20 protein-coding genes are annotated in these 20,284 nt (G+C 74.5%); 11 read left to right on the plus strand and 9 right to left on the minus strand.

All coding sequences use genetic code 11. The features are described 5' to 3' along the window. The 3 genes from BLS67_RS20240 to BLS67_RS20250 all read left to right on the plus strand — a co-directional run. A partial coding sequence (locus BLS67_RS20240; RefSeq protein ID WP_131801803.1) for a DUF222 domain-containing protein occupies window positions 1–633 on the plus strand: 633 nt, incomplete at its 5' end. Between the two features lie 20 nt (window positions 634–653). Beyond that, window positions 654–1,676 (plus strand): HNH endonuclease signature motif containing protein, encoded by a 1,023-nt coding sequence (locus BLS67_RS20245; protein WP_131801804.1) that lies wholly within the window; start codon window positions 654–656, stop codon window positions 1,674–1,676. Between the two features lie 80 nt (window positions 1,677–1,756). After that, complete coding sequence (locus BLS67_RS20250) at window positions 1,757–2,233, plus strand: nucleoside deaminase (RefSeq protein ID WP_242654232.1); 477 nt, start codon at window positions 1,757–1,759, stop codon at window positions 2,231–2,233. Window positions 2,234–2,250: 17 nt separating this feature from the next. Here the strand turns inward: BLS67_RS20250 and hrpA are convergent, their stop codons facing one another. Beyond that, a complete protein-coding gene (hrpA, locus tag BLS67_RS20255; protein WP_091249101.1) occupies window positions 2,251–6,198 on the minus strand; it encodes an ATP-dependent RNA helicase HrpA in 3,948 nt (1,315 codons plus the stop codon). 170 nt (window positions 6,199–6,368) lie between these two features. Between hrpA and BLS67_RS20260 the strand changes: the two genes are divergently transcribed. The 4 genes from BLS67_RS20260 to BLS67_RS20275 all read left to right on the plus strand — a co-directional run bounded on the left by BLS67_RS20260 (window position 6,369) and on the right by BLS67_RS20275 (window position 11,792). Beyond that, entirely contained in the window at window positions 6,369–6,947 is a 579-nt protein-coding gene (locus BLS67_RS20260; protein ID WP_091249104.1) for a MarR family winged helix-turn-helix transcriptional regulator, read from the plus strand. Further along, complete coding sequence (locus tag BLS67_RS20265; RefSeq protein WP_091249106.1) at window positions 6,944–8,896, plus strand: MDR family MFS transporter; 1,953 nt, start codon at window positions 6,944–6,946, stop codon at window positions 8,894–8,896. Before BLS67_RS20260 ends, BLS67_RS20265 begins: the two co-directional genes overlap by 4 nt. Window positions 8,897–9,001: 105 nt before the next feature. Next, the gene (locus BLS67_RS20270; RefSeq protein WP_091249112.1) at window positions 9,002–9,913 is read left to right on the plus strand and encodes an alpha/beta fold hydrolase; all 912 of its coding nucleotides are present in this window, start codon (window positions 9,002–9,004) and stop codon (window positions 9,911–9,913) included. Between the two features lie 88 nt (window positions 9,914–10,001). Continuing rightward, a complete protein-coding gene (locus tag BLS67_RS20275) occupies window positions 10,002–11,792 on the plus strand; it encodes an acyl-CoA dehydrogenase (RefSeq protein WP_091249115.1) in 1,791 nt (596 codons plus the stop codon). Between the two features lies 1 nt (window position 11,793). Here BLS67_RS20275 and BLS67_RS23930 read toward each other — a convergent pair whose 3' ends face one another. Further along, window positions 11,794–11,961, minus strand: coding sequence for a hypothetical protein (locus BLS67_RS23930; protein WP_207500761.1), 168 nt, complete (start codon window positions 11,959–11,961; stop codon window positions 11,794–11,796). Window positions 11,962–12,158: 197 nt separating this feature from the next. Here BLS67_RS23930 and BLS67_RS20285 point away from each other — a divergent pair, with 197 nt between their 5' ends. Then, window positions 12,159–13,628 (plus strand): MFS transporter, encoded by a 1,470-nt coding sequence (locus BLS67_RS20285; protein ID WP_242654233.1) that lies wholly within the window; start codon window positions 12,159–12,161, stop codon window positions 13,626–13,628. 6 nt (window positions 13,629–13,634) lie between these two features. Here the strand turns inward: BLS67_RS20285 and BLS67_RS20290 are convergent, their stop codons facing one another. After that, entirely contained in the window at window positions 13,635–13,985 is a 351-nt protein-coding gene (locus BLS67_RS20290; RefSeq protein WP_091249126.1) for a winged helix-turn-helix transcriptional regulator, read from the minus strand. Between the two features lie 79 nt (window positions 13,986–14,064). Here BLS67_RS20290 and BLS67_RS20295 point away from each other — a divergent pair, with 79 nt between their 5' ends. Then, window positions 14,065–14,718, plus strand: a complete 654-nt coding sequence (locus BLS67_RS20295) for an FMN-dependent NADH-azoreductase (RefSeq protein ID WP_091249129.1) — start codon at window positions 14,065–14,067, stop codon at window positions 14,716–14,718. A gap of 2 nt (window positions 14,719–14,720) precedes the next feature. Here the strand turns inward: BLS67_RS20295 and BLS67_RS20300 are convergent, their stop codons facing one another. Continuing rightward, a complete protein-coding gene (locus BLS67_RS20300; RefSeq protein WP_091249131.1) occupies window positions 14,721–15,464 on the minus strand; it encodes an enoyl-CoA hydratase/isomerase family protein in 744 nt (247 codons plus the stop codon). Between the two features lie 103 nt (window positions 15,465–15,567). Here BLS67_RS20300 and BLS67_RS20305 point away from each other — a divergent pair, with 103 nt between their 5' ends. Together BLS67_RS20305 and BLS67_RS20310 are read left to right on the plus strand one after the other, a co-directional pair. Continuing rightward, window positions 15,568–16,257: an IclR family transcriptional regulator gene (locus tag BLS67_RS20305; RefSeq protein ID WP_091249133.1), complete on the plus strand. Its 690-nt coding sequence runs from the start codon at window positions 15,568–15,570 to the stop codon at window positions 16,255–16,257. 13 nt (window positions 16,258–16,270) lie between these two features. Next, window positions 16,271–16,495: a hypothetical protein gene (locus BLS67_RS20310; protein ID WP_091249137.1), complete on the plus strand. Its 225-nt coding sequence runs from the start codon at window positions 16,271–16,273 to the stop codon at window positions 16,493–16,495. On the opposite strand, the gene BLS67_RS20315 is transcribed toward BLS67_RS20310, so the two are convergent. Genes BLS67_RS20315 through BLS67_RS20335 form a run of 5 tightly spaced genes read right to left on the minus strand, consistent with a single transcriptional unit; the run spans window position 16,428 to window position 20,266 of the window. Continuing rightward, window positions 16,428–17,609, minus strand: a complete 1,182-nt coding sequence (locus BLS67_RS20315; protein ID WP_091249142.1) for an FAD-dependent oxidoreductase — start codon at window positions 17,607–17,609, stop codon at window positions 16,428–16,430. The genes BLS67_RS20310 and BLS67_RS20315 overlap by 68 nt on opposite strands. Next, window positions 17,606–17,830 carry a helix-turn-helix domain-containing protein gene (locus tag BLS67_RS20320; protein WP_091249145.1) on the minus strand — a complete coding sequence of 75 codons (225 nt, stop codon included), beginning with the start codon at window positions 17,828–17,830 and terminating at the stop codon, window positions 17,606–17,608. Before BLS67_RS20320 ends, BLS67_RS20315 begins: the two co-directional genes overlap by 4 nt. Beyond that, the gene (locus BLS67_RS20325) at window positions 17,830–18,309 is read right to left on the minus strand and encodes a DUF2975 domain-containing protein (RefSeq protein ID WP_091249149.1); all 480 of its coding nucleotides are present in this window, start codon (window positions 18,307–18,309) and stop codon (window positions 17,830–17,832) included. Before BLS67_RS20325 ends, BLS67_RS20320 begins: the two co-directional genes overlap by 1 nt. Before the next feature lie 50 nt (window positions 18,310–18,359). After that, window positions 18,360–19,037: a response regulator gene (locus BLS67_RS20330; protein WP_341350151.1), complete on the minus strand. Its 678-nt coding sequence runs from the start codon at window positions 19,035–19,037 to the stop codon at window positions 18,360–18,362. Window positions 19,038–19,051: 14 nt separating this feature from the next. Beyond that, window positions 19,052–20,266: a sensor histidine kinase gene (locus BLS67_RS20335; protein WP_109504771.1), complete on the minus strand. Its 1,215-nt coding sequence runs from the start codon at window positions 20,264–20,266 to the stop codon at window positions 19,052–19,054. Between the last annotated feature and the right edge of the window lie 18 nt (window positions 20,267–20,284).

Raw genomic sequence — 20,284 nt, forward strand, 5'->3', positions numbered from 1 at the left:
CTGGAGGGCGTCGAGCTGGATGCCGAGCTCGCCTCGGTGCACCGGCAGATGTCCGCGCTGGCCGCGTACCGGGCGGGGTTGATCGAGCGCAAGGCCACCCTCGGTGCTCGACAGCCGTTGCCGTTCGCCCCCGGTGCCCGCACCGACACCCGCCCGGACGCCGATGTCGATGACCCGTCGCTGCAGGCGGCCGATGACTTCCTGCCCGACGAGGTGGCGGTCCTGCTGAACATGTCCGTGGCCTCCGCCCGCTACCTCGTGGACGACGACCTGGCGCTGGTGCGGCAGTTCCCGGTGGTGTGGCACGCGTTGGCCGACGGGCGCATCGACGAGGCCCGGGCGAAGGTGGTCGTGAAGGCCCTGCGCTACCAGGCCGCGACCTGGGGCGGGCCGGTCGACGACGCGGTGATCGATGCGATCGCCGCCCAGGCGGTGGGATGGGCAGCGGCCGGGTGCCCACCCACCACGCTGAAGGAGCGGATCGACGCCGCGCTGATCGCGGCCGATCCCGAGGCTGCGGATCGGCGGAAGGCGCTGCGCAAGCGGGAGGCCGGCGTCAGGGTGCAGGGCACCGGCGACGGCCTCGCCGACCTCCGGGCCACGAACCTGGAGGCCGCCGACGCCAGCTGGTGAAGGCCCAGCTGGGTGCGTTCGTGCGCAAGCTGAAGGCCGACGGGGACACCCGCCCGTCCGGGGAGATCGAGACCGAGCTGGTGGTCACGTTGCTGACCCGGCCGTGGGAGCAGCTGGACCCGGCGATCGCGCACCTGACCATCAACGCCGACCTGGCCGACCTGCTGGTGCCCGACCTCAGCGGCCTCATCGCCCACGCCGAGGCCCGCAGCGCATCCGCCGGGGCCGGGGACGACGACGGGACCAAGACCGAAGCCGATACCGACGACGAGGCTGAGGCCAGCGCCGATGCTCTGGCCGAGACCGCGGTCGAGGCTGCCGGGGATGTCGCAGCCGAGGGCGCGGTCGCCGCCGACACCTCCGAGCTCAGGCGCCCTGAGGCGTCAGCAGCGAGGACCGGTCCGCCCGATGGCGGGACCGGTCTGCCCGCCGGCGGGGTGGTGGCCGCCTGGGGTGCGCAGGTGGGGCACGTGGATGGGTTGCCGGTCACCCCGGCCGCTGTCAGGTCCCTGCTGACCTGGATCGACGCGCTGGGGCTCACCCACCCCGACGGCGGTGAGCTGGCGTTCACCATCACCGGCCAGCACGGCCGGCTGCTGGCCGTGGCCACCCCCGAGGAACTGGCCGCCGCTGCCAAGGCCGGGCGCGGGATCGGGCCACCACCGGCCACACCCGGCTACACCCCGACCGCCGCGCAGTACCGGTACCTGCGCGCCCGCGACCGGCACTGCCGGTTCCCCGGCTGCCGGCAGGTCGCCCGGGCCTGCGACGCCGACCACGTCGTTCCCTACGACCACCACAAGCCCAGCGCAGGCGGGCCCACCTGCGTCCGCAACCTGGCCATGCTCTGCCGCCGACACCACCGGCTCAAGACCCACTCCCCCGGTTGGTGGTTCGCCGTGGGCGCCGACGGCACCCTGCGCGTCACCACCCCGGGCGGCACCACCCGCACGACCAGGCCACCGGCCATGGGCGAGGTCCTCGACCTCGAGACCGAACCACCACCGTCCTCCGACCCCGCCGACGACCCACCACCGTTCTGAGCAGCCGGGCGGCGCCGGGCGGCACCGTCCGCCGACGTCCTGGGACCGGGAGCGACCGGCGCATGCCTAGGCTCGCGACCGTGATCGACTCCGACCACCTCCCGCTGCTCCGGCAGGCCGTCGCGCTCGCCGCCTCTGCCCGCGCGGCCGGCAACCACCCCTTCGGCGCCCTGCTGGCCGACGCGTCCGGGCAGGTGCTGCTGACCGCGGAGAACACCGTGGTCACCGACCGGGACGTCACCGGGCACGCCGAGACCAACCTGGTCCGACTGGCGTCCGCGCGGTACGGCGCCGTCGAGCTGGCCGACCTGGTGCTGGTCGCCAGCACCGAGCCGTGTCCCATGTGCGCCGGGGCGATCTTCTGGGCGGGCATCGGGACCGTCGTCTACGCGCTGTCCGAGGAGGGCCTGTACGGCATCACCGGCGACGAGCCCGGTGACGACGCGCTGCTGCTGCCGTGCCGCGAGGTGTTCGCCCGCGGCCGACGTCCTGTCACCGTGCACGGCCCCTACGACCTGCCCGAGGCCGTCGAGGTGCACGCCGGCTTCTGGAGCTGAGCACGCCGGCCCCGGGCTCAGCCCAGGGCGTCGACCGCCTTGTGGATGCGCTGCTCGCTGATCGAGCGGGGGGTGCCGACGGACGGCGCGAACAGGCTCACCCGCAGCTCCTCGACCATCCACCGGATCCGGGCCACCGGGTCGTCGGGGCCGCCCACCGAGGGCACCCGGGTGGCCAGCTGGCGGTGCTCCTCGGTGACCGCCTCCACCTGCTCCTGCCAGAGGGCGTCGCGTCCGGCGGCGGCCGGGAGCTTCTCCAGCCGCACCGCCATCGCCGCGAGGTACCGGACGGCGTCGCGCAACCGCCGGAACCCGAGGGTGGCCACGAAGCCGCGGTGCAGCAGGCCGGTCATCTGCGCCCGCAGGTCGGCCACCGCCGAGGCCGGCACCCCGCGCCCAGGCGCGGCACCGATCGCGATCGCGGTCTCGCGCGCCTGGGTGAGCACGGCCTCGACGCGGCGCACGGCCTCGGCGGTCAGCGTGTGCAGCTGGGTCCGCGAGGCCTCGACCAGCCCGGCGAAGGCCTCGGCCGTGCGCGGCGGCCCGCCGTGCAGCGCGATCAGCTCGTCGGCCGCGGCGTCGACGCAGTCGGCCACCAGCGCGGGGATCTCGCCGTCGGGGTTGAACTGCAGCGCCAACCGGGTGCGCGGCTGCAGCGACTTCACGACCTTCGCCGCGGGTGACCCGACGGCGAGCAGCAGCAGCCGGCGGGCACCCAGCCAGGTCAGCCGCGAGGCCTCGGCCGCGGTCGGCACCACCCGCACCCCGGCCGTCGGGCCCTCGTCCACCAGCGCCGGGTACGCCGTCACCAGGTGGCCCTGCCGGTCGACCTGCACGGTCTCGGGGAGCGTGCCGAGCGTCCAGGACGTGAGACCGGTCCGTGAGACGTCGGCCGACGCGCGCGCCAACGACCTCCGCGACTCCCCCGCCACCTGGGCCCGCAGTGCGTCCAGGTCCTTGCCGCTGGCCAGCGGCCGGTCCCGGTCGTCGAGCACCCGGAACGTGGCCCGCAGGTGGTCGGGCACCGACGACGGCACCCACGCGTCGTGCGGGATCAGCACGGCCACCGCCCGGCGGACCTCGCGCTCGAGGGCGGGCAGCAGCGGCTCGGTGGGGTCGATGTGCGGCAGCACCTCGCGCACCCGGTCGGGGATCGGCACCAGACCGCGGCGCACCTGCTTGGGCAACCCGCGCAGCAACGCCGTCACCAGCTCCTCGCGCTGCCCGGGCACGGTCCACGCCAACGAGGCACCCGAGGTCTGCGCGGCCACGGTGTCCAGCACGCCGAGGGGGACGTCGACGGTCACGCCGTCGTCCTCGGCACCGGGGTCGAAGGCGTACGAGAGCGGCAGCACCAGGCCCTGCGTCAGGTGCACCTCGTCGGGGAAGTCGCCGGCCGCGACCTGCTCGGCGACGCCCGCGTCGGTGACCATCGCCGGGGTGAAGTCGAGCAGGTGCGGGTGCTGGCGGCGGGCCTGCTTCCACCAGGTGTCGAAGTGCCGGGCGCTGACCACCTCGGCGCCGACCCGGGCGTCGTAGAGCTCGAAGACCGCCTCGTCGTCGACCCGCAGGTCGCGCCGGCGGGCACGCTCCTCGAGCTCGGCGACCTGGGCCAGCACCTGCTGGTTGTGCGCCCAGAACCGGTGGTTGGTCTGCCACTCCCCCTGCACCAGGGCGTGCCGGATGAACAGCTCGCGGCTGACCACCGGGTCGATCGAGCCGTACTGCACCCGGCGGCCGACGACCAGCGGGATGCCGTAGAGCGTGACCCGCTCGGTGGCGACCACCGAGCCGCGCTTGGCGTCCCACCGGGGCTCGGAGTACTGCCGCTTGACCAGGTGGTCGGCCAGCTTCTCGATCGTCTCGGGGTCGACGCGGGCGACCGTGCGGGCGAACAGCCGGCTGGTCTCGACCAGCTCGCCGGCGACCACCCAGCGCGGCGGCTTGCGGGTGAGCACCGAGCCGGGCGCGATGACGAACTTCGCGCCCCGGGCACCCAGGTACTCCCGCGAGCCGCGGCGCTTGTCCCCCGGAGAGGCGTCCTTGCCGAGGTCCTGCTGCAGCCCGACCTGGGAGAGCAGCCCGGCCAGCAGCGCGGCGTGCACCCCGCGCTCGTCGGGTTCGGCGGCCAGCTCGCCGCGCCCGTCCTGCAGGGTCATGCCGAGCCGGCGGGCGGTGCCGCGCAGCTGGCCGTGCAGGTCCTGCCACTCGCGGATGCGCAGCCAGTGCAGGTACTCGCGCTTGACGGTGCGCCGGAACTGGTTGCCCGACAGCTCGGCCTGCTTCTCGCCCAGATAGCGCCACAGGTTGAGCAGCGAGGTGAAGTCGGAGTCCTCGGCGGCGAACCGGGCGTGCAGCTGGTCGGCGGCGGCCTGCGCGTCGGCCGGCCGCTCGCGGACGTCCTGCACGGTGAGCCCGGCGGCGATGACCAGCACCTCCTCGAGCACCCCGCGCCGGTCGGCCTCCACGACCATGCGGGCCAGCCGGGGGTCCAGCGGCAGCGCGGCCAGCGCCCGGCCGGTCTCGGTGAGCCGGCCGTCGGCCAGCGCGCCCAGCTCGTCGAGCAGCGCGTACCCGTCGGCCACCGCGCGGCGGTCCGGCGGGTCGAGGAACGGGAAGTCCTCCACGGCGCCGAGCCCGAGGGAGGCCATCTGCAGCAGCACCGAGGCCAGCGACGTCCGCAGGATCTCGGGGTCGGTGAACTCCGGCCGGCCCGCGAAGTCCTCCTCCGAGTAGAGCCGGATGGCGATGCCGTCCGAGGTGCGCCCGCACCGGCCCGAGCGCTGCCGGGCCGAGGCCTGGCTGATCGCCTCGATCGGCAGCCGCTGCACCTTCGTGCGCGCCGAGTACCGGCTGATCCGCGCGGTGCCCGGGTCGACGACGTAGCGGATGCCCGGCACGGTCAACGACGTCTCGGCGACGTTGGTGGCCAGCACGATCCGGCGACCGGTGTGCGGCTGGAAGACCTTGTGCTGGTCGGCCGCCGACAGCCGCGAGAAGAGCGGCAGGATCTCGGTGCTGCCCAGCGCCGCCTCGCCGAGGGCGTCGGCGGTGTCGCGGATGTCGCGCTCGCCGGCCAGGAACACCAGGACGTCGCCGGGACCCTCGGCCACCAGCTCGCGGCAGGCGTCGACGATCGCCGTCGTCTGGTCGCGGTCGGGGTCGGCCTCGGCGTCGTCGGGGTCGACGACCGGCCGGTACCGCACCTCGACCGGGAACGTGCGCCCGCTGACCTCGACCACCGGCGCGTCGCCGAAGTGCTTCGCGATGCGCTCGACGTCGATGGTCGCCGAGGTGATCACGACCTTGAGGTCGGGACGCCGGGGCAGCAGCTGGGCCAGGTAGCCGAGCAGGAAGTCGATGTTCAGCGACCGCTCGTGCGCCTCGTCGACGACGATCGTGTCGTACTGGCGCAGCAGCCGGTCGCGCTGCACCTCGGCCAGCAGCACGCCGTCGGTCATGAGCTTGACCAGGCTGGTGTCGCTGACCTGGTCGGTGAACCGCACCTTGTAGCCGACCACCTCGCCGAGCGAGGAGCCGAGCTCCTCGGCGATGCGCTCGGCGACGGTGCGGGCGGCGATGCGGCGCGGCTGGGTGTGCCCGATGCGCCCGCGCACGCCGCGCCCGAGCTCGAGCAGGATCTTCGGCAGCTGGGTGGTCTTGCCCGACCCGGTCTCGCCGGCGACCACGACCACCTGGGCGTCGCGGATCGCCGCGGCGATGTCCTCGCGCCGGCCGCTGACCGGCAGCTGCTCGGGGTAGGTCACCACGGGGACGGCGGCCGCGCGAGCAGCGACGCGGGCCTCGGCCCGGACGACGTCGGCGGCGAGCTGCTCGTGCTTGCGGGCCCGGGCCGCCGGGTCGCGCACACCGCGCAGCTGGTCCAGCCGGCGGCGGAGGCGGTGCTCGTCCTCGAGGGTCAGCGCGGGCAGCCGGGACCGCAGTTCGTCGGTCTCGGTGCTCACACGTCCCAGTTTCCCACCCCACCGCCACCCGGTTGCCGGTGCAGCGCGCAACCAGTTGCGCACATCACAGGAACATGCACCCTGCAACTGATTGCATGTACCGCACAACGAGTTGTACCGTCCAACCGTTCCGCCGCCGCGGGGCCGTTCCACCCAGCTCCGGAGTCCGCATGACCGATTCCCTCCTCGCCCCGGGCGAGGTCGACCACCCGGCCACGAGCCGGCGCGGCGACGTCCACGACGTCTCCGACCAGGTGTCCCGCCTGATGCGGGTCGTGCACGCGCTGAAGAACGCGATCACCGCCGGCGGCGACCAGTCCCGCGAGCGGGCCGCCCACGTCCTGCTCTTCCCGCTGGTCCGGCTCGGCCCCCAGCGGCAGAGCGCACTGGCCGAGCTGGTGCACGCCGACCCGTCCACGATCAGCCGGCACGTCGCGGTGCTGGTCGAGGCCGGCCTCGTGCGGCGGGTCGCCGACGCCCACGACGGCCGGGCCAGCCAGCTGGTCGTCACCGCGGCCGGCGAGTCGGTCGTCGTGACCATGCACCGCGAGCGCGAAGCCCTGTTCGACTCCGTGACCGCCGACTGGTCCGACGACGAGCTGACCACGTTCGGCGCCCTGCTCAGCCGGTTCGTCGACGACCTCACCGAGGCCATCCCGGCCGTCGCCGACGCGGCCCGCCTCCCCCAGAACCCTGCTGCCGCCGCCGGCGACCAGTGGACCCGACCCACCCCCGAGAAGGACCGATGACCCAGACCACCGACCGCGCATCCGCGTCGGCCGACAAGCGGGACGCCCGCGCGGCAGCCGCCGCGCCGGACGCCTCCGGGGCCTTCACCCACCGGCAGATCATGACCATCCTGGTCGGCCTGCTGCTGGGCATGTTCCTGGCGGCGCTGGACCAGACCGTCGTCTCCACCGCCATCCGCACGATCGCCGACGACCTGCAGGGCTACGACCTGCAGGCCTGGGCGACCACCGCGTTCCTCATCACCTCGACGATCGCCACGCCGCTCTACGGCAAGCTCAGCGACATGTACGGCCGCCGGCCGTTCTTCCTCTTCGCGATCAGCGTCTTCGTCGTCGGGTCGTTCCTCTGCGGCATCTCGACCTCGATGTACGAGCTCGCCGCGTTCCGCGCCCTGCAGGGCATCGGCGCCGGTGGCCTGATGTCCCTGGCGCTGACGATCATCGCCGACATCGTGCCGCCGCGGCAGCGGGCCAAGTACCAGGGCTACTTCATGGCCGTCTTCGGCACCTCCTCGGTGCTGGGCCCGGTCATCGGCGGCTTCCTCGCCGGCCAGGACTCCATCCTGGGCCTGGACGGCTGGCGCTGGATCTTCTGGGTCAACGTGCCGCTGGGCGCCCTCGCGCTGGGCGTGGTCTTCAAGAACCTGCACCTGCCGCACCGCAGCAACAAGCACAAGATCGACTGGCCGGGCGCGCTGGGCCTGATCGTGTTCCTCGTGCCGCTGCTGATCGTCGCCGAGCAGGGCCGCACCTGGGGCTGGACCGACCCGAAGTCGCTCATCGCCTACGTCGTGGGCGCCCTGGGCTTCGTGTGGTTCTTCCTCGCCGAGCGCTCCTACGGCGACGACGCCCTGCTGCCCATCCGCATGTTCAAGAACCGCACGTTCACCATCAGCGCCCTGTCCAGCATCGTGCTCGGCGCCGGCATGTTCGGCGGCATCCTGCTGCTGCCCCAGTACCTGCAGATCGTGCACGGCTCCAGCCCGACCGTGGCCGGCCTGCAGATGATCCCGCTGGTCGGCGGCATCATGCTCGGGTCGATCTCCGCCGGCCAGATCATCGCCCGCACCGGCAAGTACCGGCTGTTCCCGATGGTCGGCGTCGTGCTCATGGTCATCGCGCTGGTCAGCCTGTCGTTCATCGTCGACGCCGACACCTCGGTGTGGTCGCTGGTGCCCTTCATGGTGCTGCTGGGCCTGGGCCTGGGCTGGAACTTCCAGCCGATCATCCTGGCCGTGCAGAACGCCGTCAGCCCCCGCGAGATCGGCGTGGCCACCTCCTCGGTGACCTTCTTCCGCCAGATGGGCGGCACCCTGGGCACCGCGGCGTTCCTGTCGGTGCTGTTCTCCGCCCTGGGCGACAAGGTGCCCGCCGCCTACGCCGCCGCCAGCGGTACCCAGGCGTTCCAGGCCGCGGCCGCCGCGAACCCCGACCAGGCCGCCCAGCTCCAGGGTGCCGGCACCAACCTGGCCGACACGTCGATCTTCCAGCGCATCGACGCGACGCTGGCGGCCCCGTTCAAGGACGGGTTCTCCAGCTCGATCGACCTGGTGTTCCTGATCGCCGCGGGCGTCGTCGCCCTGGGCTTCTTCGTCCTGGTCTTCCTGCCCCAGCTCGAGCTGCGCACCACCTCGGGCATGCAGGGCCAGCAGGAGGGCGCCGGCGAGGCCGCCACCCGGTCGGCGAACGCCGCCGGCGCCGCGGCACCGACCTCGGCCGCCGCCACGGCGGCTCCGTCCCAGGACGGCGCCCCCGCGGTCGACACCCCGGCGAGCAGCACCTCGACGACCGACACCGGTCGGCACGCCGTGGTGACCGACCAGCCCGTGGGCCGGCACGAGGACGTCGCGGCGCCCGAGCACGGCAAGCACGAGGGGGACGACGACACCCCGACCGGCCTGGCCAGCATCCCGGCCGACCACCTGCCGAGCGGCCGCCCGAAGGACTGAAGAAGGACCTCGTCCGAGGCCCCGACCGCATCCTGCGGCCGGGGCCTCGCCCGTTCCGGGAGGAGGCGGGTGGCGGCGCGGAGAGGGCGGTGGCAGCGTCGGGGGATGGGCGATCCGTTGTTCCCCTCCTTCGACGTCGTCGACCGGCACGTCGAGCACCCGCACGGGGGCACGCTCGTGCACGCCGTCACCGGGGGCGAGGGGCCACCGCTCCTGCTCCTGCACGGGTACCCGCAGACGCACGTGATGTGGTCGACGATCGCGCCCGAGCTGGCCCGCGACCACACGGTGGTGATCCCCGACCTGCGTGGCTACGGCGACTCCGGCAAGCCCGCGGACGGCGAGGGGCACGCCGGGCACTCCTTCCGCGCGATGGCCGCCGACGTCGCGGCCCTCATGCGGGAGCTGGGCCACGAGCGGTACGCCGTCGTCGGCCACGACCGGGGCGCCCGGGTCACCCACCGGCTGGCGCTGGACCACGCCGCCGCGGTCACCCGCGCCGCCGTCCTCGACGTCCTGCCGACGACCCACGTCTACGCGCACGTCGACCGGCGGCTGGCCACCGCCTACTACCACTGGTTCCTCTACCTGCAGCCCGAGCCGGTGCCCGAGAACCTCCTCGCCGGCGACCCGGTCGGCTACCTGCACAGCCTGCTCGGCGGGTGGGGCAGCGCGGCGCTGGACGCCTACTCCCCCGCGCAGCTGGCCGAGTACGAGCGCTGCTTCGCCGACCCGGCCACCCGGCACGCGATGCTCGAGGACTACCGCGCCGGTGCGTCGATCGACCTCGAGCACGACGAAGCCGACGCCGCGGCCGGCCGGCGGGTCACCTGCCCGCTGCTGGTGCTGTGGGGGGCGAAGGGGGTCGTCGGCACCGGGCCGGACGACGTCCTGGCGGTCTGGCGCGAGCGGGCCGACCGCGACGACCTGGTCACCGGCCAGGCCCTGGACACCGGCCACTTCCTGGTCGACGAGCGCCCGGGCGAGACCCTCGCCGCCCTCCGCGCCTTCCTCTGACACCCGGCGATCCCGGAAACCGCGGTTCCCGGGATCCGGTCGCACCCCACCCGATCCCGGGAACCGCGGTTTCTGGGATCGTGGTGAGGTGGCTGCCTCCCTGATCCTGTCCCGTCGCGACCTGGACTTCCTGCTGCACGAGTGGCTGCAGGTCGAGCAGCTGACGAAGCGGGAGCGGTTCGCCGGGCACGACCGGGAGACCTTCGACGCGGTGGTCGACCTGGCTGCCGAGATCGCGACCGAGCACTTCGCACCGCACAACCGCAAGGCCGACGAGAACGAGCCGCACGTCGTCGACGGCAAGGTCGTGCTCATCCCCGAGGTCGCCGCGGCGCTCAAGGTGTTCGGCGAGGCCGGGCTGGCCGCGGGCACGCTGCCCGAGGAGCTCGGCGGCATGCAGCTGCCCCAGGTGGTCAGCAAGGCCGCCACCGCCTGGTTCCAGGCCGCCAACGTGGGCAGCTCGGCCTACCCGTTCCTGACGATGGCCAACGCCCACCTGCTGCTCGCCCACGGCAGCCCGGAGCAGATCGAGACCTACGTGCGCCCGATGGCCGAGGGCCGCTGGTTCGGCACGATGGCGCTGAGCGAGCCGCAGGCCGGCTCCAGCCTCGCCGACATCACCACCAGGGCCGAGCACCAGGACGACGGCAGCTTCCGGCTGACCGGCACCAAGATGTGGATCTCGGGCGGCGACCACGAGCTCAGCGAGAACATCGTCCACCTCGTGCTGGCCAAGGTCCCGGGCGGTCCGGCCGGGGTGAAGGGCATCTCGCTGTTCGTCGTCCCGAAGTTCCTGCCCGAGGGCGACGGCGTCGGCGAGCGCAACGACGTCGTGCTGGCCGGGCTCAACCACAAGATGGGCTACCGCGGGACGACGAACACCCTGCTCAACTTCGGCGAGGGCGTGCACACCCCGGGTGGCGCGCCGGGCGCGGTGGGCTGGCTGGTGGGCGAGGAGAACCGCGGGCTGGCCGCGATGTTCCACATGATGAACGAGGCACGGGTGGGCGTCGGCCTGGGCGCGACCGCGCTGGGCTACACCGGCTACCTGCACGCGCTGGACTACGCGAGGACCCGCACGCAGGGACGACCCCCGGCCGGCAAGGACCCGTCGGCACCCCCGGTCCCGATCATCGAGCACAGCGACGTCCGGCGGATGCTGCTGGCCGCGAAGAGCTACGTCGAGGGCGGCCTGGCGCTCGGGCTGTACTGCGCGAAGCTGGTCGACGAGGAGGAGACCGCGGAGACGGAGGACGAGCGCGCCCGGGCGCACACGCTGCTCGAGGTGCTCACCCCGATCGCGAAGAGCTGGCCCTCGCAGTGGGGGCTGGTGGCCAACGACCTGGCGATCCAGGTGCACGGCGGCTACGGCTACACCCGCGACTTCCCGGTCGAGCAGTTCTACCGGGACAACCGGCTGAACCCGATCCACGAGGGCACGGTCGGCATCCAGGGCCTGGACCTGCTGGGCCGCAAGGTCGTGGCCGGGGGCGGCGAGGGCCTGCGGGTGCTCGCCGAGACGATCACGGCGACGACGGCCCGGGCCGCGGGCACCGAGTGGGCCGAGTTCGCCGCCGAGGTCGACGCGGCCGTGACCCGGGTGGGCGAGGTGACGGCGACGCTGTGGTCGGCCGGTGACCCCGACGTCACGCTGGCCAACGCGACGGTCTACCTGGAGGCGGTCGGCCACGTCGTCGTGGCCTGGCTCTGGCTGGAGCAGGTGCTGGCCGCGGGTGACGCGGCCGGGGACTTCTACGCCGGCAAGCGGGCGGCGGCCCGGTACTTCCAGCGGTACGAGCTGCCCCGCACAGGCCCGCAGCTGGACCTGCTGGCCAGCCTGGACCAGACCACGCTGGACGCGCAGCCGGGGTGGTTCTGAGCTAGGCGGAGACGGGCGCCGAGGCCGACTCGGCGGCGTGCCGGGCGCGCGGCGCGGTGGCCGTGCGCTTCTCGGCCTCGTAGCGGGAGGTCGAGTGGGTGCCCATGGCGATCACCACTCCGGTCAGCAGCAGGAACCCCACGAGGGTCACGAGCGGCCACAACACCATCAGGTCTGTCTCCCCATCCTCTCGGGCCACCGCCGGGGTCTCCGGCAGCACGTCCGCGATGACATCTGCCCGCATCTTCGGCAGCCCAACCCCCGTCCTGGGCAGAACCGAGGTGAACAATGGGTAACGCTGCTCACGATCCGGTCGATCGTGGTCTGATTCGGGGGTCCGCCCGCCGATCCACCCCTGGAGGACCCGTGCGCACCCGCACCCCCGCGGCCGGGCTGCTGGTGCTCACCCTGGCGCTCGCGGTCACCACGCTGTCGTTGCTGCAGTCCCTCGTCGTCCCCATGCTGCCGGTCATCGCCGAGCAGCTCGGCGTCGGCGCCGGTGCGGCCGGGTGGGTGCTGACGGCCAACCTGCTCGCCGCTGCCGTGCTCACCCCGGTCATCGGCCGGCTGGGCGACACCCTGGGCGAGCGCCGGGTGGTGCTCGGCGTCCTGGTGGTGATCAGCATCGGCACGCTGCTCGCGGTGCTGACCACCTCGCTGCCGCTGCTGCTGGTGGCCCGGGTGCTGCAGGGCGCCTCGTACGGGCTGTTCCCGCTGTCGATCTCGATCCTGCGGCGCGAGCTGCCCGCGGCGCGGCTGACCGTGGCGATGTCGATCGTGTCCAGCACGCTGGCCGTCGGCGGCGTGATCGGGCTGGTCGTCACCGGTCTGCTCACCTCGGACGGCGGCAACTACCACCGGCCGTTCTGGCTGGGCCTCGGCATCTCCCTGGTCGCGCTCGCGCTGGCCGCCTGGGCGCTGCCCGACCGGCCGGCCAGCGCCTCCGGCGGTGTCGACTGGTGGGGGGCCGTCGTCCTGGGCGTCGGCCTGGTGCTGCTCCTGCTGCCGCTCTCCCAGGGCCACACCTGGGGCTGGGGCTCCCCGGCCACGGTCGGCTGCCTGGTCGGCGCGGTCCTCGTGCTGGCCGGCTGGGTGGTGCTGCAGCGCCGGCGCACCCACCCGCTGGTCCGCCCGCAGCTGCTCACCGACCGCCGCATGCTGGTGCCCAACATCGCCGGGCTGATGACCGGGTTCGGGCTGTTCGCCTCGTTCCTGGCCGTCACCCAGTTCGTGCAGGTGCCCGCGGCCGCCGGCTACGGGTTCGGCGCCAGCACGCTCGAGGCCGCGGTGGTCTACCTGCTGCCCGGCGGCGTGGCGGGGATCGTGCTGGCCCCCTTCGCCGGCCAGGTGGTGGCCCGCATCGGCGGGCAGACCACGCTGCTGATCGGCGCGGCCTCCGGCCTGCTCGGGTTCACGCTGTTCGCGCTGGCCCGCAGCACCCCGTGGGTGGTCGTGCTGGTGGGTCTGCTCACCCAGCTGGCGGTCACCGTCGCGTTCGCGGCGCTGCCCGCCCTCGTCGTGCAGGCGGTGGAGCCCGCCGAGACCGGGGTCGCCAACGGGGTCAACTCGATCACCCGGTCGGTGGGCAGCGCCCTGGCCAGCGCGCTGATCATCACCGTGGTCGCCGGGTCGGCCGACGCCACCGGCCTGCCCAGCAGCGGGTCGTTCACCGTCGTGGCGGTGCTCGGCGGCGGCAGCGCGCTGGTCACCGCCGCCGCCGCGCTCTGGGGCCGCGCCGGCGAACGGCGCGCCGGGCGCCGGCCCGACGAGCTGGCCGACGTCGAGAAGGCGACCGCCTGCGCCGGGGAGTGGTCCCCGGTCTCCGGGATCCGCTGAGCCGGCTCAGCCCGCCGAGGGGCAGCGCGGAGCCAGGTTCTCCTGCGCCCACCCGGCCAGCTGGTCCAGCACCGGGGTCAGCGACGTGCCCGAGGCGGTGAGCGCGTAGGTCACGCCCACCGGGGGGCCGGCATCGACCGTGCGCAGCACCAGCCCGGCCGCCGCCAGCTCGGACAACCGGTCGGACAGCACCGAGTCGCTGATCCCCGCCACGGCCCGGCGCAGCTCGCTGAAGGTGGCCGGCCCGCCGCTGAGCACGCCCAGCACCATGCCGTTCCAGCGCTTGCCCAGGAACCCGAACGCCTGCGCCAGGGCGGCGTCGCACGCGCGGGGCTCGTGCCGGACGTCGTCGACCACGGCAGCAGCGTACCCGTGCTAGCTTCTCCGGCGTCGCTCTGTTTTTCCTAGCGACCCCTACGAACCTAGCGAGGTAGCCATGTCCCTGTTCCGCCTGGACGCCAGCATCCGCACCGAGGGCTCCGCCAGCCGCGCCGTCGCCGACATCGTCGAGGCGGAGTGGCGGGCCGGGAACGCCGACGCCCCGGTCACCCGTCGGCACGTGGGCACCGAGCCGCTGCCGGCCACCGCCTGGGCCGCCGCGGTGAACGGTTCCTACGTCGCCGCCGACCAGCGCACCCCCGAGCAGGCCGAGGCGGTCGCCCTGGCCGCCACCCTGACCGACGAGCTGGCCGACGCCGAGGCACTGCTGCTGGCCGTCCCGCTCTATAACTTCGGCGTCTCCCAGCACGTGAAGAACTGGGTCGACCTGGTCATCACCGACCCGCGCATGGCTCCCGGCCAGCCGCCGCTGCTGGCCGGCAAGCCCGCCGTCCTGGTCACCGTGCACGGCGGCAACTACAGCGCCGGGACCCCGCGCGAGGACTGGGACCACGCCACCGGCTGGCTGCGCCGCATCCTGGCCGACGTCTGGCAGCTCGACCTGACCGTGGTCACCCGCGAGTTCACCCTGGTCGGGGTCAACCCGGCGCTGGACGAGTTCACCGAGATGGCCGCGGACCTGAAGGCCTCGGCCGAGCAGGAGGCCGCCGAGCACGGCCGTCGGCTCAGCTCGGCGCGCCAGCCCGCCTGAGGTCAGTCCCGGTCGGCGGACCGGCGCATCGACCACATCTGCGCCGGCCGCTCGAACTGGGTGGCGATCTCCCAGCTGACGTGCGGCGGGCCGGTCTCCTTGCGGAAGTTGGCGACGGCGACGCGGGCCAGCTCAGGATCGGCCGCCACACGGGCGGCCAGCTCGCGGGCGCGGGGCTCGACGTCGTCGGTGGGCAGCGCCGCCCACGCCAACCCCAGCTCGGCGGCCCGGGCACCGCTGACCTCCTCGCCGAACAGCGCCATCGCCGCGGCGGCCTCGCGGCCGATCAGCCGGGACAGGATGACGAAGTGCCCGCCGCCGGGGTGCAGGCCGCGCTTGAGGAACCCGCAGATCAGCCGGGCGTCGTCGGCCACCACCCGCAGGTCGGCGGCCAGCAGCATGTTCATGCCGGCACCCACCGCCGAGCCGCGGACGGCGGCGACGGTGGGGACCGTGACCTGGCCCAGCCGGTAGAACGAGTCGTAGATGGCGCCCATGCCGTCCCAGGCGGCCGCCGCGGCGGGGTCCTGGCCGGCGTCGAGCAGGGTCTGCACGTCGCCGCCGGCGCAGAAGCTCCTGCCCACCGCGGTGAGCACCAGGGCGCCGACGTCCGACCGGCCGTCGACCTCCTCCAGCACGCCGATGAACTCCGCGGCCATGGCCGGGGTCAGCGCGTTGCGCCGGTCGGGGGCGTTCAGGGTGACGACGGCGACGCCGCCGTCCACCTCGAGCAGGACCTCGGGCATCGGGCTCCTCCGGGTAGGGCCGGCTCGTGGTCTGGTCACCGCCGGCTCGCCGATGAGACCACGCGAGGTCCCACGGGGCCCCACCAGGTGGTTCGATCCCCCCATGCCGGAGGGGAGCGACGGGGTACCGGCGTCCCAGACGCTGGACCGCGGCATCCGGGTGCTCGAGCACCTGGCCGCCACCCGCGAACCCCAGTCGATCGCGACGGTGGCCGCCGCGGTCGGCGTCCACCGGTCCATCGCCTACCGCCTGCTGCGCACGCTGGAGGCCCACCGGCTGGTCGAGCGCGACGCCGAGGGCAGCTACGGCGTGGGCCTGGGCGTGGTCGGGCTGTCCCGCTCGGTGCGGCGGACGCTGCAGGCCGCGGCCACCCCCGAGCTGGCCCGGCTCGTGCAGCAGCTGGGCATGACCGCGTTCCTCGTGGTGCGCGACGGCGACGAGGCCGTGACGGTGAACGCCGTGGAGCCCCGCGACTCCCCCGCCCACGTGGCCTTCCGCCCCGGCAACCGGCACCCGGTGCACCTGGGGGCCACGGGCCTGGCCCTGCTCATCCCGGAGGAGCCCGACGCGGCGGACCGGTCGGTGCTCGTGGACGCCCGCGCACGCGGATGGGTCTCCTCGCTCGGCGAGGTCATCCCGGGCATGCGGTCGGTGGCCGCCCCTGTCCGGCGGCCCGACGGCTCGACCGCCGGCGCCCTCGCGGTGATCTTCGTGGACCAGGCCGTCGACGACGCCGTGATCGGCCCGGTGCTCGTGGCCGCCGCCGACCGCGTGTCGGCGGCGCTGGGCTGACTACCGTGCAGCCATGACCGAGCCCGCCCCCGACCCGGCCCCCGACGAGACCCCCGAGCCGCAGAAGACCCCCGTCTGGTGGACGGCGGTCCCGGTGCTGGTCGGCGCCTACGCGGTGTACGGCCTGGCGCAGGGCGACACCGGCTCGATCTGGCCGTGGGGCGACCTGGTCATCCTGGCCGTCGCGCTGGTGCTGCTGGGGGTCGTGCTGGCCCCCCGGCTGCGCGGACGCCGCTGACCCGGTCGGGGAACGAGCGGTCGCCGAACAGCACCGCCCGGGCCGCGGCCCGGCCCGGTGGGGTGGCCAGCAGCGGGAACGCGGCGTCCACCAGCCGCGGCGACCGGACGGCGGCCAGCCCCCGGCGCAGCAGCAGCCGGCCGCGGAACCGCGCGCGCAGCTCGGCCCCGTCGTAGCCGGCCAGCGCGGCCGCCGACCCCGTGCGCAGCGCCGCGTCGAGCACCTGCGCGGCCAGCGCGGCCTGCCGCAGGCACGGGTCCAGGCCGCCGGCGGTCAGCGGTGAGACCGCACCGGAGGCGTCGCCGACCAGCAACCCCTCGGGGCTGCTGATCCGCCGCAGCAGCCCGCCGACCGGGATCGGCCCGCCCCGGTGCTCGGCGTCGGCCGGGACGGCGTGCGCGAGCCCCGGCGCGGTGGCGGTGAACCGGCGCAGCGCCGCCCGCAGGCCCTCGGGGTAGCGGTCGGGGTAGCCGGCGACGCCGACGTGCACGTGCCGGCCGTCGTCCACCACCCAGGCCAGGTAGCCGGGGGCGAGCACCGGGTCGAGCACGCAGTGGAAGGCCGGGGGCCGGTCGTGGGCGGGGACGGCGAACACCGCCTCGGCGCCCACCAGCAGCTCCCGGTTGCGGTCCAGGCCCAGCTCGGCGGCCACCCGTGAGCGGGCACCGTCGGCCCCGACGAGGAAGCGGGCCCGCACCCGCCGCTCGCCCTCCGGGCCGCTCTCCGGGCCGCTCAGCCGCCAGCCGCCGGCGTCCCGGCCGAGGAACCGGGTGCCCAGCGCGATGCGCACACCGGCCTCGACCGCGTCGGCGGCGGCCGCCAGGTAGAGCCCACCCATGTCGCCGACCCGGTACTCGTCGCGCGGGCTGTCGAGGGTCACCGACCGGCGGAGCCCCGGCGGGTGCAGGACCACCCGCCGGATCGGCGGCCCCAGGTGCTCCGGCGGGAGCGGGAAGTCCTCGAGGGTCTTCGCCACGAAGATGCCGGTGGTGCGCACCGCGCCGTCGAGCCGGCGGCGGCGGTCGACGAGGAGGACGTCGTGCCCGCGGCGGGCCAGGTCGGTGGCCAGGTGCAGGCCGGCCAGGCCGGCACCGACCACCAGGACGTCGGTCATCCCGGCACCTGTGCGTCCTCGTCGACCCACTGCAGGAGGTCGCCGGGCTGGCACTCGAGCACCCGGCAGATGGCCTCCAGGGTGCTGAACCGCACGGCCTTGGCCCGCCCGTTCTTGAGGACGGCGACGTTGGCCGGGGTGAGCCCGACCTTCTCCGCGAACTCCCCCACACCCATCCGCCGCTGCGCGAGCAGCACGTCGATGCGCACGACGATCGGCATCAGATGACCTGCTCGAGGTCGCTGCGCAGGGTGGTGGCCTGGCGCAGCAGCGAGCGCAGCACCAGCACGACCAGCTCGACGACGACGATGCCGACCAGGACCAGGAACAGCAGCAGCGGCAGTCCGGGGTCCTGCGCGGCGAGGCCCACCAGCCCGACCCCGACGGCGAACACGACGCCCCCGGCGGCCGTGGCCCGCACGACGAGGTCGACCCACGGCAGCGCGTCGGTGGTGAAGATCCGGTCGCGCTCGACCATGCCCAGCAGCTTCCAGGTGGCGACGAGGACCACCTCGAACCCCAGGAGGGTGAGGACGGCGACCCCGGTCAGCGGCCAGCGCAGCCAGGCCAGCTCGGCGTCCTCCCGGGCCATGGCCGCGAACTGCCCGGGGAAGGAGGAGGTCTGCAGCAGCAGCACCAGCGCGAACAGGACGACCAGGAAGACCCGGAGCAGCGGGACGACCCCGACACGGCGTGACATGCATCGATCATCGATAGCAATCTATCGATTGTCAATGGGCAGCGCCGGGGTCAGGCCAGTCCGTGCTGGTGGGCGAAGACGACGACCTGCACCCGGTCGCGCAGCCCGAGCTTGCGCAGCACCGCCCCGACGTGGGTCTTGACCGTCGACTCCGACAGGTAGGCCTGACCGGCGATCTCGGCGTTGGACAGCCCCCGGGCGACGGCGGCGAACACCTCGCGCTCCTTGTCGGTCAGCTCGCCGAAGGCCGCGGGCACCGGCTCGCGCGCCGGTGCCCGGCTGTCCAGCAGGGTGGCCAGGTCGCGCGGGGCCAGCACGGCGTTGCCGGCGTGCACGGTGCGGATCGCGTCGCGCAGCTGCACCGGGGTCGTGTCCTTGAGCAGGAACCCGCTGGCCCCGTGCCGGATCGCCGCCGCCGCCCGGTCGTCGAGGTCGAAGGTGGTCAGCACGACCACCCGGACCGGACGGGCGCGGGCGGCCACCGCCTCCGGCGCCAGGATCCGGCGGGTCGCCTCGACGCCGTCCAGGTCGGGCATCCGCAGGTCCATGAGCACGACGTCGGGCGCCAGCTCGTCGACCGCCCGCACCGCCTCGTGGCCGTCGCCGGCGACCCCGACGACGTGCATGCCCTCCTGCGCGTCGACGATCACCCGCACCCCGGCGCGGAACAGCTCCTGGTCGTCGACGAGCAGCACCCGGATGTCCTCGCTCGCCATGTCCTCGGTCACGGGAGGATCCTGCGTCACCGGCGGACCGGCAGCCGCGCGGTCACCGCGAACCGGTCGGCGCCGGGCTGCACGTCCAGCCGGCCGCCCACCGACGCCAACCGGTCCCGCATGCCGGCCAACCCGCGGCCGCCGGGGGTGGGCGCGGCACCGTCGCTGCCGTTGTCCACGCGGATGCGCAGCTCGTCGTCCCACGACCGCTGGACCAGCACCGGGGCGTCCCGCCGGCCGTGCCGCAGCGCGTTGGTGACCATCTCCTGCAGCACCCGGTAGGCCACCTGGGCCAGCTCGGGCGGCAACGGCTGCGGGCGGCCGGTCTGCTCGTCGACGACCTCCCGCCCGCTGCGCCGGATGCCCTCGACCAGGTCGTCGAGGTCGGCCAGGACGGCGACGGGGACGGCGGCGGGGGCGGTGTCGTCCGAGCGGGTGACCTGCAGCACCGCGCGGACGTCCTGCAGGGAGGTGCGCGCCGACGTCGCGATCACGGCGAGGGTCTGCTTCAGCCGCGCCGGGTCGTCGTCCGGGAGGTACTGGCCGGACTCCGCCTGCGCCAGGATCACCGCCAGCGAGTGCCCGACGACGTCGTGGACGTCCGCGGCCAGCCGGGCCTGGTCGCTGCGCAGCCGGGCCACCTCGGCGCTCTCCTGCTCGCGGGCCTCCGCGGCCAGCTGCTGCTCCTGCGACCTGCGGGCCCGGGCCAGGAACCGCACCGCGAGCCCGGCCAGCCACGGCAGCGCCAGCGTGCCCAGCCCCAGGAGGACGACGCCGACCTGGATCGTCGTGCTGCTGGAGGTGAGCGGGGCCAGCGCCTCGCGGAAGCTGCCCCCGCTGGCCGGGAACCAGCCGTCGCGCAGCAGCAGCAGGCCCACGAGCACCCCGAGCGGCAGCGAGACCCCGGCGACCACGACCGTCACCGGGCGCCCCCAGCGAGCCGCGCCGAAGGCGACCAGCGCGAGGGCGACCTGGGTGACCAGCGGCGGCACGTAGGTGACGACCTGCAGGGCGCAGGTCAGCCAGGCCAGCCCGATCCCCAGCGCCGGCAGCCGCCGCCAGGTCGCCACGGCCGCGGTCGTGCCCACCACCACCCACGCCAGCGCCGAGGTCCGGCCCTCGAGCAGCTGCGCCGTGCGGACGGCGTCCACCAGTCCGAACCCGGCGACGAGCAGCGCGGGCAGGACGTCGACGACCCACCCGCGCCGACCGGGGGGCGGGGTCTGCGGCGGCGGGTGCACCCCCGCAGCATCGCGCGC

This window comes from Klenkia soli, from assembly GCF_900103975.1.
GTDB classification, from domain to species: Bacteria; Actinomycetota; Actinomycetes; order Mycobacteriales; family Geodermatophilaceae; genus Klenkia; species Klenkia soli.